This window comes from uncultured Fibrobacter sp., from assembly GCF_947166265.1.
Classification (GTDB): Bacteria; Fibrobacterota; Fibrobacteria; order Fibrobacterales; family Fibrobacteraceae; genus Fibrobacter.
Window position 1 is genome coordinate 32,443 of the sequence record NZ_CAMVDO010000008.1, and the last position, 14,135, is coordinate 46,577.

Consider the following 14,135-nt stretch of genomic DNA (forward strand, 5'->3'; position numbering starts at 1 on the left):
TTGAATGAAATACTTTATGAATCGCTTTGCTTTTATGTCTTTGTTTGTCGCAGCTCCCTTGATGGCCGCTCCCTTGACTTGGGAAACGCTTGTCCAGTCTGCAGACCAGGATGTGCGTTATCAGGCTTCTCAAAAGCGTGCAAACATTGCGACCTCCCGCAACACCAAGTTGTGGGAAAAGCTTGAACTCCGTTACAAGCTCGACGGCTTCAGCTTTGCAAGCCACGACTTTGAACTCCGCGTCACCCCGAAGGCATTCGGCGAAGGGGCTGCAGACCGCGCCCATTACGAGGCCCAGATGGCATACGCGAACGCGCACCTTGCCGAAGACCGCGCCATACTGCTTTACGACCGTTACGAGCGCGCCATTCACTACGTCTTGCGCAAGCGCATCAACCAGCTGAACGCAGAACTCCTGCAGGTGAACTCTGACCGCATCGAAGTCCTCCACATGAAAGCCGGTTCCGCCAGTTTCAATCCGCAAGACCTGATGTCCGCTCTCGAAAAGGAAGCCTCCATCAAGGCAGCCCTCATTAACGACACCAACTCGCTCAAGTACTCCGAATCAAAACTCCACCTGTTCGCAGGGGATTTCGACAGCATCGAACTCGATACCAGCTGGCTTCCGACCATGGAAGAAATCGAGGCTCAGCTGAAAGACGGTGTAGAAGTCAATGACAAGTTCCCGCTGCTCGCCAAGGCGAAAAGCAGGATGGATTCCGAAAAGGCACGCGGCAAGCAGGACGTCGCTAGCCGCCGCGACTACATTTCGCATATCGGAATCGGATATTCCATGAAGATCGAGTCCTTGATGAAAAAGTACAAGGACATCAGCTACAAGGATGTAACGGCAGGCGACTACACCGACTTCTACGACGAATACATGCAAAGCGGCGGTTGCGACGGCGATTACGAAAACTCCGTCTGTAAGGGTTCCTACGCAAACGACTACCTGCTCGAAGCGCTCGTCGACGACAAGGATGGCCGCCGTACCCGCGACAAGTTCTTTGCAAACGTCGCCATCAAGCTTCCGTTCTTTGATTCGAACAAGGACAATGACCTGCGCAACCAGGTGGCTGACCTCGATGCCGAAGGCGACTACATGGACGAAGTCCGCGACGTGAACCAGAAGGTCGGAAAGATCGTAGAACAAATTAACGTTCTCATGGCCCAGTGGAAGGTGCAGAAGGAATTCGTCGAAAAGGTGAACGCCGGAAGCATTTTCGAACAGTTTGCAAAGGACGCCGGTTCCGATCCGCTGCTCCTGCTGCGTGCACGTGAAAGCGCCATTGAAAGCGAACTGAGCGCCACCAAGCTCGAAGACGACATTTTCAGCCTGTACCTGGAACTCTTGCAGTATGCGGGAGTGCTTTCCCAGGAAGGTGTGCAGAACCACCTAGTAAGGGGGCTCAAGTAGTATGGCCGAAGCCCGCGGATTCAGTCTTCTCGAAAGGTTCGAACTCAAGTACCACATTCCCGTGGAATGGGCGGACCGTATCGGCGCATTCCTCGCCCCCTACTGCGAAGAAGACTATTACTCCAAGATAACCCCGGGCGGTTTCTACTGGATTACGAACCTCTACCTGGACTCGCCCACCTGGACTTTCCTCGGCTGGAAAAAGAAACAGCTCCTGGACCGTTTCAACATGCGCATCCGCACCTACGGCGAACACCCCGCCCAGGAAGGAACGTTCCATTTCGAATGCAAGCGGAAAATCAAGAATATCTGCTACAAGAGCCGCGGAACCGTCAAGGGGATTAACCCCGGCGAAGTCTGGCACATGAAACCCGAGGACTGGCCGTGCAAGGGCGAAAAGGACCGCAAGTACGTCAAGGATTTCCTGTATAAGACCGAACTCTACAACGCCCACCCGCGCCTTTTGACGCAATACAAGCGTCGCGCCTGGTTCGGACTCCGCGAAGAGTACTCGCGTGTAACGATCGACACCGGAATGCGCTTTAGGGAAGAAAACGGATTCGACTACACGGTAGACCCGCACTACATGCATTCCACAGGAATTCCCCGCTTTTTCCAGCCCGGTTGCGACGCCGTGCTCGAACTCAAGTGTCCGTGTTCGCAGGTGCCGTACTGGATGTTCGACCTCATCAAGTTCCTGAACCTGAAACACGCCGCGTTCTCGAAATTTGGCAATGCAGCCGCCGAATGGAAACGCGTGTACGAAAATCCGAGACGTTTCAAGACCCCCTATTGGACAAAACTCGGATTACCGATCGAAGAAAATTTGTTAAATAGAGAATGTGTATAACAAAGGATACCTCTATGGATATCAAAAAATTATTTGCAATGGGTCTCGGAGTATCCGCAATGGCATTCTTTGCGGCCTGTTCCGACGACAGCTCCTCTGCAACGGAACCTGAAGCAGATTCCTCCGAAAGCAGCGAACCCGCCTCCTCCGGGGAAACGATAACGGCGATGGCCATTACCGAAATCATGTACAACGCGCCCAAGGGTTCGGAACTCGAATGGGTGGAAGTCACCATCGCAAGCGGCCCCGACCTCAAGAGCATGCTCGCCATGAACATGCGCCTGGACGGAGCAGTCAGCTTCGCATTCCCCGACGAACCGCTTGCCAAGGGCGAATACATCGTCGTCACGAACAACAGGGACCTGTTCAAGGAAACCTATCCCGACTTTAACGGAAGACTTTTCGGTCCCTGGGACAACGACCCCTCCACGGGATCGGTCGCCAAGCTTTCGAACGAAGGCGACGTGATTGACGTGAAACTTTCGAACAAAGGTGACATCAGCTGTTCGTACAGCAAGGATCCTCCGTGGCCCTCTCTTGCAAACGGCAAGGGACGTACCCTGGTGTACAAGGGCGGTAACGCCGCGCAGGCGGCGTCCTGGGGAGCAAGCGCAGAACCCAACGGAAAGCCTGGCGTCGGAGACGACAAGTGGCTTACGACCTCTAACATCCGCCTGAACGAAATCATGCCGACGACCACGACTTCGGATGCGTGGGTTGAACTTTACAACGCCGGTTCCGAACCGGTTGACGTGACCGGCTGGGTATTCGAATCGAAAATCCGCGATCAGAAGCTTTCTATTAAGGAAGGCACCGTTCCCGCAGGCGGATACCTTGTCCTGGAAGCCAAGACCAGCTTTGACGAAGAACTGATCGTAAGCGACATCGGCGGCGCCTATTACCTGTACGGTGCCACCGACGGTGACGAATCCAGTCTGTTGCTTCCGTCCAGCAAGCTTTCGAGCGGTGTTGTGGACCTGAGCGACGGTTCTACGGCACAGGGCGCCCTGAAGACCGCCACCAAGGGCGAAGCGAACTCCGCGCTCTACATCGGAAGCCTTATCATCAACGAAATCCAGTACCACCCGAACGCAGACGATCCGAACCAGGTGGAATTCCTGGAACTCAAGAACACGTCGGATGCAGCTATAGTGCCCTACGAAAAATTGACGAGCGGTGACGTCAGAGGCTGGAAAGTGGAAGGTATCAACTTCGAATTCGCAAATACCGACACCATTCCTGCCGGAGGCCTTGCCGTGCTGTTCCCTGAATCGCTCAAGACCGTCCTCGGCGAAGACGTGATTCGCAGCCGCTATTCGATCGGAAACGAAGTCAAGGTCAAGTTCTACAGCGGCAAGCTTTCGAACCGTGGCGAAACAATCGCCGTGAAAAAGCCCTACTTCCACCAGAAAGATGCAAGCAATCCGCTGAACGACCAGTGGTTCTACGACTGGTCCGATGCGACTCTCTATAGCGATAACTGGAGCGGTAACGGAATCGACTACAAGCGCGCAGACGGTTACGGATACAGTCTACAGCGCAAAGACACGAGCACCATGGGCTACGAAGCCTCCGCGTGGACCGTAGGAGAACCGACCCCCGGAAAGTAATCCCGGCTTTTCTAGCTCAAACGGCGCCTTAAGTCAGGCTATCGCATCATGTCGCAGATTTCCTGACCGATGGCGCCATTTTGTATGGTCGTCATCAGCAGGCGCTGTTCAATTTCGGCAGGAGGATCGAAGGTTCCCTTAAACGGGATTTCTCCTTTCGATTCGCAATAATCAAGCAGAAGGCGTTCGCCTAGTGCAGCATGCAAGGCAAGACTTGTGTCGATGTACTTCAGGTGAGTAGGCTCTTCCAGCTTAAAATTCAGCGGGGCCTTTCCGTTAAGCACACGCGACTTGGGAACGATTTCGCCAAATTCGTCTTCGACACCCATATTGGCAACGACCAGTTTCGGCTTTGCAAGAATCGCCGAGATGGCGGCCCAAGTCAGGGCACTCTTTACGCCCGTCGCCGTCACCAAAAAATCAGCCTCGGCAATCGCTTTCGAGACCGCATTGTCGTCCATGAAGTTTTCGATTCGAACATCATTGTTCGAAAGCGTTCCGCTAAAATCCGAAGCCGTATTCACCACGCGCGTATCGGTAATGGCGCAAACTTCCATACCACGGCGCACTCCCTGGAGCGCAATACCGCAGCCGACCTTGCCACTTCCAAATACCACAAGGCGCTTGCCTTCGAACTGGCCATAGCCCGACATTTCCAGGCCGCGGAAAAAGCCGTCACCCGTTCCAAGCACTGTCTCGACGCGCTTTACGATTCCGCTATCCGCGACATACACCGGAAGTTCCGACTTTTCATAGAACTGAACGCCGCTACGTGTCAGTTCGACAAAGCCCTTTTTCGGCTTGCAGAAAGAAAACTGACCCGCACAATCCAGAATCAGGTCGAAATCGTCCTTGACCGTTCCATTACGGATATCCATGTCCGTAATCACGGCAATGCCATTCTTACGAATCAGGTCAATCACCTTCTGGTCGTGGGGAACCGACGCGGCCCCGTCGCACTCGGCATAGCCCACCGTCAAGTGCGCACCACCGGCCAGAAGTGCCATGTACTGCACCAAAGTATTCCTAAAAATCGGCGTGCCCACGAGAATTTTCAGGCCCTCGAAAGGACGGGTCGAAATCCACTGGTCGGCAAGTAAAGCTAAAGCGGGATATTCCCTAGGATCGTAATTTTCGCTGATGATATCCGAAAAAAGCATGGCGACAAATTTAAAAAAAGCCCACTCCCATGGCAAACAAGAGAGCGGGCATGCAAAATTGATTTACTTATTTTTCAGCAAGAAACCGGCAACGGACTTTTCGCGGACAAATGTTTTCTGCGCCGCTGCCTGCACGTCGGCGGCACTTACCTGGTTCAGGCGATCGGCCCACTTCAGGAAAATGCGGTAGTCACCAAACATTTCGTACCATGCAAGCATCGTGGCCACGTTTTCCATATCGGTCAGGCTACGCACAAGGCCCGCATAGGCGCGGTTTTTCACCTTCTGGAAATCACGTTCGGAAACCGTTTCGGTCTTGAGCTTTTCCAGTTCTTCCCATACAACCTTTTCGACCTTTGCCGGATCGGCATCGGGCCGCATGTTCACCGTCACGCCGAATTCCGAAATGTACTTGTTCGGGCTATTGCTTGCAGACACGCTCACGGCAAGCTTTTCCTGTTCTACCAGGCGCTTGTAGAGCCTGCCGGAACGGCCGTTCAATACCCCTTCGGCGATGTCGAGCGGATAGAGGATGCTGTCGCCCACTTCGGGGGTCTTAAAGGTCAGCGTATACATATTCGGCGCATCGGGACGTTTCACCGTCAGGCGCTTTTCGCCAGCCTGCTCCGGATCGCGAATGGTAAGCGGCGGGAAAGCCTCCCCGGTCGGAATCGGGCCGAAATACTTTTTCACCATTTCCATCGTCTCGGCCGTGTCGAGGTCACCTGCAAGCACCAGAATCGCATTGCGCGGCTTGTAATACTTGCGGTAATGTTCATCGGCCATTTCACGCGTGAGGTTCATGATGTCGCTTGGCCAGCCGATTGTCGGTACGCGGTAGGGGAAAGCCTCGTAAATCATTGAATTGAGCGTCTCGGAGAACCGGCCTGTCGGACGGTCGTCGTAGCGCATACGGCGTTCTTCGCGCACCACCATGCGTTCGGAATAGAATTCACGCAGCACCGCATTTTGCATACGGTCGGATTCCAGCCACATGAAAAGCTCAACCTTATTTTTGGGAAGGGTCACGATGTAGGCCGTCATCAAGTCGGTTGTAAAGGCGTTCAGACCCGTGCCCCCTGCCGACTGGTAGGCGCTCCAAAGTTCGTCCTTCACAAAAATCTTGCGGTGTTCATTCAGCACGGAATCGTGTTCGGCGGTGAGCTTTTTCACCGTTGCCGTGTCACCGGCCAAAATAGCAGGGCGAATAAGGGCCTGCAGGCTATCCTGCGTCGCCATGAACTTGGCATCGGCAATGCTGTCGGTAATGCCGACTTTCTTGGAACCCTTGAAAAGTTCATGTTCCAGAATATGGGCAAGACCGGACTTTCCCGGAACCTCGTGCACGGAACCCGTCACATAGAACAGGCGGCAGCTCACCGTAGGAGCCTGCTTGTTTGGATGCAAAAGAACCGTGAGCCCGTTAGGAAGAACTTCCTTATGGACATTCAAATTCACTTCGGCCTGCGCCGGCACCATCAAGGAAAGAGCCCCGAAAAGGACCAGGCCCAGCCACGAAAATTTCCGATTCAAATTCTTGCACTGCATAAACTCAACCTTTCCTACCCTTCCGCAAACTTCGCTATTTCCTGACCGATTTCGCGAGCCTTCTGCGGATTTTCGTTGTAGATAGCATCAATCTTTTGGCAACCGAGTTCCAGAAGTCTGCGGGCAGTCGCCGAATCACGCTTTGCACGCAAGTCGCGGAGCGCAAGGTCAATCAACTTGACATCGGCCTGCACCGGGTAGCCCTTCATGAATTCATAAAACAATTTGATCTGTTCCTTGTACTGTTCCTCGGTTTCGAGAGCAAGCAAAAACGGAATCACGCGCGTATTCAGGAGCGTACCTAAATCGCCCATGAAAGTATTCAGCGTGACCCCCTTCGGGAATAGTTCCTCGGAATCTTTCTGCAAGTCGTCGGTGTCCACGAATTCGCCCGTTTCAAGCTGCGAAAGCGCATCGTTCAAGAAATCCATTTCCTTTTTGCGGGCCTGTTCACGGAATCGCGCCTGGTAATAAATCGGGAGTGTCGTAAGGCAGAAATGCGCCTGCCCCGCACCGATAAATTCACCGATGTAATAGATGTCGGCATCTTCGGCGAGAATGTCCTCTTCGCGGGTAAAGTTTCCAATCTTTGCCGGAATCGGGATGACTTCCATGCTCGAAAGTTCATGCAGGCGTTCACGCACAGTATCAACATCCATATCGGGCGGAAGTTCCACGCCGTCGGCCTGCATCGATTCCAGCATGTCGTTGATTTTGTCGTCGACAGCTCGGTCAATCGCCTTCTTGCTAGGTACACGCGGCGAGAACATACGGAAATCCCCTTCGAGCGCCAAGAGCCCGTTCTTGATCATGTCATCGAACGGGGAGCCACTTTCCTGTTCATCGGGGTTTGGCAAAATCTTGGCGTAGGCAATCATGCGCCCGCACAGGTTATCGTCGTTTCCTTTTTTCTGCTCAATACCTAACATACAGGGAGCAATATAGTAAATCCACAAAAGAACGGGCTACGCCCTACAGACGAGAGACGAAAGACGAGAGAAAAACCGGACGAGTCATTTCACGCGGATGATTTGATGACGGAATACGGAGCCGTAGCCCTTCTGCATCAAATACAAGCCCGGAGCAAGATTTTCCGTCTCTAGCGAAGCTCCTTCGCGCAGCAACTGTCCCGTCAAAGTAAACAGCCGCACGCGAGTTGTCGGATTTCGCTGCAGAGTAGGCGTTGCAAGCCCGCGAATTGACGTGGTTTCGTCCGCCTTGATTAGCTTCAGTTCCAGCTGATCGAGGTTAGGGCCGTCGTTACCGCCAATGGTCGCAAACGTCATGTAGCTTGCACCCTGGGGAAGTTTCGTATCGAGCGAAAGCGTTTCCCAGGTTGTCCAGTTGGCCGTCGCCTCGAAAGTCAATGTTTCGGCATCTTCGCAACCGTCAATTCCGGCAGAGCAAGTTCCTGGAGCGGCCACCGCGAGACTACGGGCCTTGCCACTTCCATTCGCATAGCGTACCACAACTTCGTACTGGCCCCCCACCTCGGCATAAACAGGAACCAAGACCATACTGAGGTCTCCCGCCCCATAGTTCACAAAGCCGTTTCCGTTAAAGCCCGCATTGTTGCTTTCTGCAGCGGCATTCGTAATGATTCCGTCTTCCACCTGGAACACCGTCGTTCCCTCTGCTGAAAAACTCGGGATAAGTTCGATGTCGCCCATTGCCGTGATTTCGACCGAGGCTTCGCCTGCATCAATCAAGCTAGCGCTCTTTCCGCTCCAGCCCGCAAAAGCCCAACCTTCGTTCGGCTTCGCTGTGAATGTCGCAGTTTTACCTTCTGCCACCTTGCTTCCCGAAAGCGAGGTTTCCACCTTGCCGCCAATGGCATCACCAAGCGTTACCTTGTAGTAATTCACATTCGCTTCAACAGTTTCAACTTCGTTCGAATAGGCACCGAGGCCACCCACGCTGTTCGCTGCACGCACCGTAATCTTGGAACCCGTCGCAACGCCATCAAGCGAGAAACTCGGCGTAATGACATTCGCCTTGTACTTGCCGTTTACGAACACAACCCAGGCGCGAGCATTATCGTCATTGTTCCAGACAATTTCGGCGCCCTCCTGTTCAATTTTCGGAGCACTCACCTGAGCCGTCAACTGGGTCGGATCCCAATCATCGCTTCCCTTGAGGACATTTGCGAGCGTGTAGTTGGCAGCATCGTTTGCGTTCCAAACCGTCTTGAGCGTAGTCGCCGTCGATTTGTCTTTACCGCCGTTAAAGTAAGTTTTGCGCCAGCTTGTATTTACCGCATTGCCGTTACCATCCTTGCTGTTGTATTCGCCAAATACCTGCGGAGCGGAATTCATATCTTCGGCCCAGCCTTCGCCCTTGGGCTGCGCAATCATCTTCGTATTCAAAAAGACCGTTTTTGCATGTCCCCAGGAACGTCCCAAATAGAAAGTCCCATTGAATCCGCCATTGCTTACGGTAATGATCGCGTTGTTGAATACGTACCCCCAATTCCCCGGATTCTGCGAAGCGGTAATGTAGCCGCCGTCTCGCGTCATCACGAGCTTGGTTCCTTCAAAGAACACATCGCCACCACCGCAGATAAAGTCTACCGTGCCATCGATTTCGCCGCCTTCCCAATAGGTGCGTCCCTTCTTGGTGTAGTAGGTATCCTGGCCACTCAGCAGCCGCACATTCTTGAAGACAAACTTGTCGCCTTCGTTCTGTTGCAGAGCCACCTGCCTACAAGCACTTTGTCCGCAAGCAGTGCTCCTATTCTGCAGGGTAATATCCTGCATGTACATATTATTGTTTTTAGGGAAATAAAGCGTCGCCGTGGTGCTGATGCCTTCGGAGTCCGTCGTATTCCAGATAATCGTCTTGTCTACCGATTGTCCAACGATAGAGACGTTTGAAGCGTCAAAAACCGATTTGCCGTTTCCATCACCCGTCACGGGCCTAATATTATATTCGCCATCGGGAACAAAAATAACGAAGCGGTTGCTTTCAGATGCGCCCGAACTTTTTGCAGCCGCAAGCGCTGCCTTGAAGTCACCATCGACACCAAGCACAAAATTGATTTTCTTTTTTTCGACAGCGGATACGGAGATCGCCACGCCCAAAGTGGCACAAAGAAAAACTTTATTCAACATGTCATCTCGCTCCGTTCACGCGGAAAATTTTGCCGTTCTTGCGTTGCAGATAAACGCCTGCACTTGCACCACCCACGCGACCAAAGACAATGTAATAGCGGTCCTTCGCCGGCTGAACAGAACGGAAGCCGCGCGCACCAATCGCAGTTGTACTATCTCCCAGCTCCGACAAATCCACCTTACCAGCGTACAAGTCCTCGCTCATCCAGCCAATGTAATCGATGTTCGCCATACCATCACTCGAGAGGCTTGTAAACTTGAGTTCGCTGTAGCCCGTATCAAGATCGATTTCCACCGACTGCGTTTTCCAGGACGTCCAGGCACCGGTCGATTCCATGCTACCGTCGGTCAAAAGTTCCTTGTCACCCACGCTAATGCTGTAGCCACGAGCATCTGTTTTCCCATTTGCAAAGTTGATGTACAGCGTGTACTTACCCGCCTTCGCAGCCGTTACACCGTAAGTTACGAAGCTACCCTTTTCGTTATCCACGTTGGCATAACCCTCGCCCACAAAACCCGAATTTGTCGTTTCCCTGACGCCCTTGATATCTACAAAGCTCACGCCATCGATGAATGACTTGCAGGAATCACTCCCGCAAAGTGCCGCCGGCGGAGGCGGCTCCACATAAGTGCCCGTCGCCTTTTCAAGCGCTTCCAAATATGCAGCTTCCGTCGAAAGGATTGCGCTGCCGTAGTCGCCCGCCCACTGGTAACCCGTGCGGCGATCTTCGCTAATTTTACTGAAGTCCTGCGTCTTGGTGCTTGCGCCACCGCGGTCGCAGTAGAAGTAGTCGTCGCTATTCACTTCATAAAAGCGGAACCACAGCGAAGAGCCCGACTTGTCTACAACGCCGGCCGTCTTGCTAAAGGCCTTGTCTTTCAACCTGTTTTTCTTGTACCAAGCAATGGCGCCCTTGACTGCATTCTGAATCGCTTCGGTCTGTTTCGGCCAGTTCATCAGGAACCACACTACGCCCATCGATTCGTTGCCGGACTTGCTCGGGAGTTCGTAGGCGCGGGCACCTACCGGAGCGAGGCTGTTCGTGTCATGCTGGGCGCACCACACCGTCAGATTCCCGTTGTTCACAATCTGTGCCTTGAGCAAGTAGTCAATCGCCTTGTCCAGCGCGCCCTGCATCTTGCTGCGAGTAGCCTCGTCAATAATGTCGCTATCGAAAGGCGAAGTCTTGTTCGCGATGTCCATCATGGTGACCATTGCACGAATCATGGCGTTGTCGTTCAGCGTAATCTGGTCCGAATAGTTACCGCGCTTGGGCCACACCTGCGGAAGCCCGCCCTTGGAACGCTGCATGGTCAGCAAAAAGTTCACTGCCTTGTTGAAGCTCGTCTTAAAAGCGACCTTGTAATTGTTGTTAGTCGTCTCCTTGTAACGCACTGCAAGCAAGCGCATTTCTTGAATAGTCGCGTTGTTGTCGATTGTGCCGAGGTCGCTGCCATCCTTGGCGCGCCATTCCGACTTTTGTCCGCCGGAGTAGGCACTCTTGTACTTGTCGGCCATCGCCTTGTAAAAACCGCCGTTGCTTATTTGCCACGTGGTCATGTTGTAGGTGTACTGGTCGATATCCATGCTGCCCGCGGCTTTGGTAAGCTCCGAATAACCGCGATAAGAATTAATCTTCGAAACAGCCGTCGAAGGGGGAACATAATCCGCCGCAAACGACGACAACGCTAAACCGAGCACGCCCAATACCGGCGCCGACCATTTCCAAACACTCATAAAAACCTCATCCCGCGAAACCGCGCAAATTCTCTTCTAAATCTATGTTATTTTCGGGAAAAGCGGTAATTACAAAAATATTTCTGTCTACATTTTAAGACAAAAATTAACCAGAAACGACAATGTTTCCCAGATTTTTACACGAATAGAAGTCCACGATTAAAGACGCAAGGCGGAAGAAGATAAGTCATTGAGCGAACATTCGTCGGGCGAAGCCCGAGGCCATGTGAGCGAGATGAGCTTATCTCTGGAGCCGATATAGCGTTAGGGATAGTTACCCGAAGGGCCGAGACTACAGGCTCGGCGAGCGGAGCGAGTATAGCCCGACCCGGCAAGCAGGGGAACGCCCTGAATTTTCTATCTTTGGGCTCGTATGAATACCAAGATTTACTATACCCTGACTGACGAATCGCCGTTCTTGGCGACTCAATCCTTGCTCCCCATCGTGCGCGGTTTTGCAAAGGCCGCTGACATCGATGTCGAAACCAAGAACATCTCCCTGCCGGGCCGCATTTTGGCCGCTTTCGGCAAGGCATCTGACGACCTGGATTTCTTGGGCAAGCTCACGCTAGACCCGAGCGCAAACATCATCAAGCTCCCGAACATTTCTGCTTCGGTGCCGCAGCTCAAGGCAGCCATTGCCGAGCTACAGAAGAACGGTTTCGATGTGCCCGACTATCCGGACGCACCTGCCAATGACGAAGAAAAGGCCATCCGCGCCAAGTACGACAAGGTGAAGGGCTCCGCCGTGAACCCGGTGCTGCGCCAGGGTAACTCTGACCGTCGCGCTCCCAAGGCTGTGAAGAATTACGCCCGCAACAATCCGCACAGCAACGGTGTGTGGAACGAATCGGTGAAGACTCACGTTTCGAGCATGTCTGCAAACGACTTCTACGGCAACGAAAAGTCCATCACGCTTGCGAAGGCCGACACTTTCAAGATTGAATTTGTGGATGAAGCTGGCGCCGTCACGGAACTGCGCGCTGCAAAGCCGCTCCTCGAAGGCGAAATCCTCGACGCGACCGTGATGCGCATGGCCGCTCTTGAAAAGTTTATCGCTGAACAGATGGCCGACGCCAAGGCGAAGGGTGTGCTATTCTCGGTGCACCTGAAGGCCACCATGATGAAGGTGTCCGACCCGGTGCTGTTCGGTGCATTCGTGCGCGTGTTTTTCAAGGACGTATTCGTGAAGTACGCCGACCTGTTCAAGGAACTCGGCATTGATGCGAACAACGGTCTCGGAGACTTGTACAAGCGCCTGGAAGGTAATGCTCGCGAGGCAGAAGTTCGCGCAGCCATTGACGCCGCGCTCGCCGCTGGCCCGGACCTCGCGATGGTTGATTCCGCGAAGGGTATCACCAACTTGCACGTACCTAGCGACATCATCATCGACGCCTCAATGCCCGCGATGATCCGCAACTCCGGCTGCATGTGGAATAAGGAAGGCAAGCTGCAGGAAGTCAAAGCCTGCGTTCCGGACCGCTGCTACGCCGGCATCTACGAAGCCGCCATTGAATTCTGCAAGAAGAACGGCGCCTTCGACCCGAAAACCATGGGCACTGTTCCGAACGTCGGCCTCATGGCCCAAGGCGCCGAAGAATACGGCAGCCACGACAAGACCTTTATCGCAAAGGGCAAGGGCGTCATCCGCGCCGTGAACGCAAACGGCGAAGTGCTCCTGCAGCAGGAAGTCGAAGCTGGCGACATCTACCGTATGTGCCAGGCGAAAGACGCTCCGATCCGCGACTGGGTCAAGCTCGCCGTCACGCGCGCCCGCGTGAGCAACACGCCTGCCATTTTCTGGCTGGACCCGCAACGCGCCCATGACCGCGAAATCCAGAAGAAGGTGGAAGTTTATCTGAAGGACCACGACCTGAACGGTCTTTCTATCAAGATTATGAGCCCGAAGGACGCCATCGTGGAAACCATGACCCGCGCTAAGGCCGGTCTCGACACCATCAGCGTCACCGGCAACGTGATGCGCGACTATCTCACCGACCTTTTCCCGATTCTCGAAGTCGGAACCTCCGCCAAGATGCTCAGCATCGTTCCGCTCATGGCTGGCGGCGGACTCTTCGAAACAGGTGCAGGTGGCTCCGCTCCCAAGCAGGTGCAACAGTTCCTCGCCGAAAACTATCTCCGCTGGGATTCCCTCGGCGAATACTTCGCGCTCGTGCCCGCATTCGAACAGGTCGCCTCGACAACCGGTAACGCGAAGGCTAAAGTCCTTGCCGACACGCTCGACGAGGCGAACGGCAAGATTCTCGAATTCAACCGCACGCCCGCCCGCAAGATTGGCGAACTCGACAACCGCGGCTCACACTTCTACCTGGCCCTCTACTGGTCAGAGGCTCTTGCCGCCCAGAAGGATGACGCGGAACTTGCCGCCAAGTTCGCCCCGGTCGCAAAGGCCCTCGCCGAAAACGAGCAGAAGATTGTCGCCGCGTTTGCTGCCGAGCAGGGCAAACCCGCCGACATCGGTGGCTATTACCTGCCGAAGCCGGAACTTCTGAAGAAGTGGCTCCGCCCGGTTGCAGAATTCAACGCCGTCATCGACGCGCTGTAATTCGCACTCCGCAAAATGCGCGACCACTTCAAGGTGGTCGCACATAATGCGTCTAATGCGTCGAAACATTTAATAGTAAAGCCGCCGACAGAAACCTGTCGGCGGCTTTTTAATTTATCGCAAATCGCAATTATGA

9 protein-coding genes are annotated in these 14,135 nt (G+C 53.8%); 4 read left to right on the forward strand and 5 right to left on the reverse strand.

What is annotated here, in order from left to right:
* Nucleotides 1-16 precede the first annotated feature (16 nt).
* Genes Q0W37_RS05955 through Q0W37_RS05965 form a run of 3 tightly spaced genes read left to right on the forward strand, consistent with a single transcriptional unit; the run spans nucleotide 17 to nucleotide 3,877 of the window.
* Nucleotides 17-1,417, forward strand: a complete 1,401-nt coding sequence (locus tag Q0W37_RS05955; RefSeq protein WP_297699703.1) for a hypothetical protein — start codon at nucleotides 17-19, stop codon at nucleotides 1,415-1,417.
* A 1-nt stretch (nucleotide 1,418) separates the two neighbouring features.
* Nucleotides 1,419-2,267 carry a polyphosphate polymerase domain-containing protein gene (locus Q0W37_RS05960; RefSeq protein WP_297699705.1) on the forward strand — a complete coding sequence of 283 codons (849 nt, stop codon included), beginning with the start codon at nucleotides 1,419-1,421 and terminating at the stop codon, nucleotides 2,265-2,267.
* 14 nt (nucleotides 2,268-2,281) lie between these two features.
* Complete coding sequence (locus tag Q0W37_RS05965; protein WP_297699707.1) at nucleotides 2,282-3,877, forward strand: lamin tail domain-containing protein; 1,596 nt, start codon at nucleotides 2,282-2,284, stop codon at nucleotides 3,875-3,877.
* 38 nt (nucleotides 3,878-3,915) lie between these two features.
* Here the strand turns inward: Q0W37_RS05965 and Q0W37_RS05970 are convergent, their stop codons facing one another.
* From Q0W37_RS05970 to pelA, 5 genes are all read right to left on the reverse strand, one after another.
* On the reverse strand, nucleotides 3,916-5,037 hold the full coding sequence (locus Q0W37_RS05970) for an adenosylhomocysteinase (RefSeq protein ID WP_297699708.1): 1,122 nt from the start codon (nucleotides 5,035-5,037) through the stop codon (nucleotides 3,916-3,918).
* 63 nt (nucleotides 5,038-5,100) lie between these two features.
* Nucleotides 5,101-6,585, reverse strand: a complete 1,485-nt coding sequence (locus Q0W37_RS05975; protein ID WP_297699710.1) for a pitrilysin family protein — start codon at nucleotides 6,583-6,585, stop codon at nucleotides 5,101-5,103.
* A 14-nt stretch (nucleotides 6,586-6,599) separates the two neighbouring features.
* Nucleotides 6,600-7,514, reverse strand: coding sequence for a hypothetical protein (locus tag Q0W37_RS05980; RefSeq protein ID WP_297699712.1), 915 nt, complete (start codon nucleotides 7,512-7,514; stop codon nucleotides 6,600-6,602).
* A gap of 84 nt (nucleotides 7,515-7,598) precedes the next feature.
* Nucleotides 7,599-9,695, reverse strand: a complete 2,097-nt coding sequence (locus Q0W37_RS05985) for a pectinesterase family protein (protein ID WP_297699714.1) — start codon at nucleotides 9,693-9,695, stop codon at nucleotides 7,599-7,601.
* Nucleotide 9,696: 1 nt separating this feature from the next.
* On the reverse strand, nucleotides 9,697-11,433 hold the full coding sequence (gene pelA, locus Q0W37_RS05990) for a pectate lyase (RefSeq protein ID WP_297699716.1): 1,737 nt from the start codon (nucleotides 11,431-11,433) through the stop codon (nucleotides 9,697-9,699).
* Between the two features lie 373 nt (nucleotides 11,434-11,806).
* On the opposite strand from pelA, the gene Q0W37_RS05995 reads away from it, so the two are divergent.
* The gene (locus tag Q0W37_RS05995) at nucleotides 11,807-13,999 is read left to right on the forward strand and encodes an NADP-dependent isocitrate dehydrogenase (RefSeq protein WP_297699717.1); all 2,193 of its coding nucleotides are present in this window, start codon (nucleotides 11,807-11,809) and stop codon (nucleotides 13,997-13,999) included.
* Nucleotides 14,000-14,135 lie beyond the last annotated feature (136 nt).

What these genes read in the sequence shown, in the direction of transcription:
- Q0W37_RS05955 (WP_297699703.1), top strand. Translation starts at nt 17, where the DNA reads ATGAATCGCTTTGCTTTTATGTCTTTGTTTGTCGCAGCTCCCTTGATG.
- Q0W37_RS05960 (WP_297699705.1), top strand. Translation starts at nt 1,419, where the DNA reads ATGGCCGAAGCCCGCGGATTCAGTCTTCTCGAAAGGTTCGAACTCAAG.
- Q0W37_RS05965 (WP_297699707.1), top strand. Translation starts at nt 2,282, where the DNA reads ATGGATATCAAAAAATTATTTGCAATGGGTCTCGGAGTATCCGCAATG.
- Q0W37_RS05970 (WP_297699708.1), bottom strand. Translation starts at nt 5,037, where the DNA reads ATGCTTTTTTCGGATATCATCAGCGAAAATTACGATCCTAGGGAATAT.
- Q0W37_RS05975 (WP_297699710.1), bottom strand. Translation starts at nt 6,585, where the DNA reads ATGCAGTGCAAGAATTTGAATCGGAAATTTTCGTGGCTGGGCCTGGTC.
- Q0W37_RS05980 (WP_297699712.1), bottom strand. Translation starts at nt 7,514, where the DNA reads ATGTTAGGTATTGAGCAGAAAAAAGGAAACGACGATAACCTGTGCGGG.
- Q0W37_RS05985 (WP_297699714.1), bottom strand. Translation starts at nt 9,695, where the DNA reads ATGTTGAATAAAGTTTTTCTTTGTGCCACTTTGGGCGTGGCGATCTCC.
- pelA (WP_297699716.1), bottom strand. Translation starts at nt 11,433, where the DNA reads ATGAGTGTTTGGAAATGGTCGGCGCCGGTATTGGGCGTGCTCGGTTTA.
- Q0W37_RS05995 (WP_297699717.1), top strand. Translation starts at nt 11,807, where the DNA reads ATGAATACCAAGATTTACTATACCCTGACTGACGAATCGCCGTTCTTG.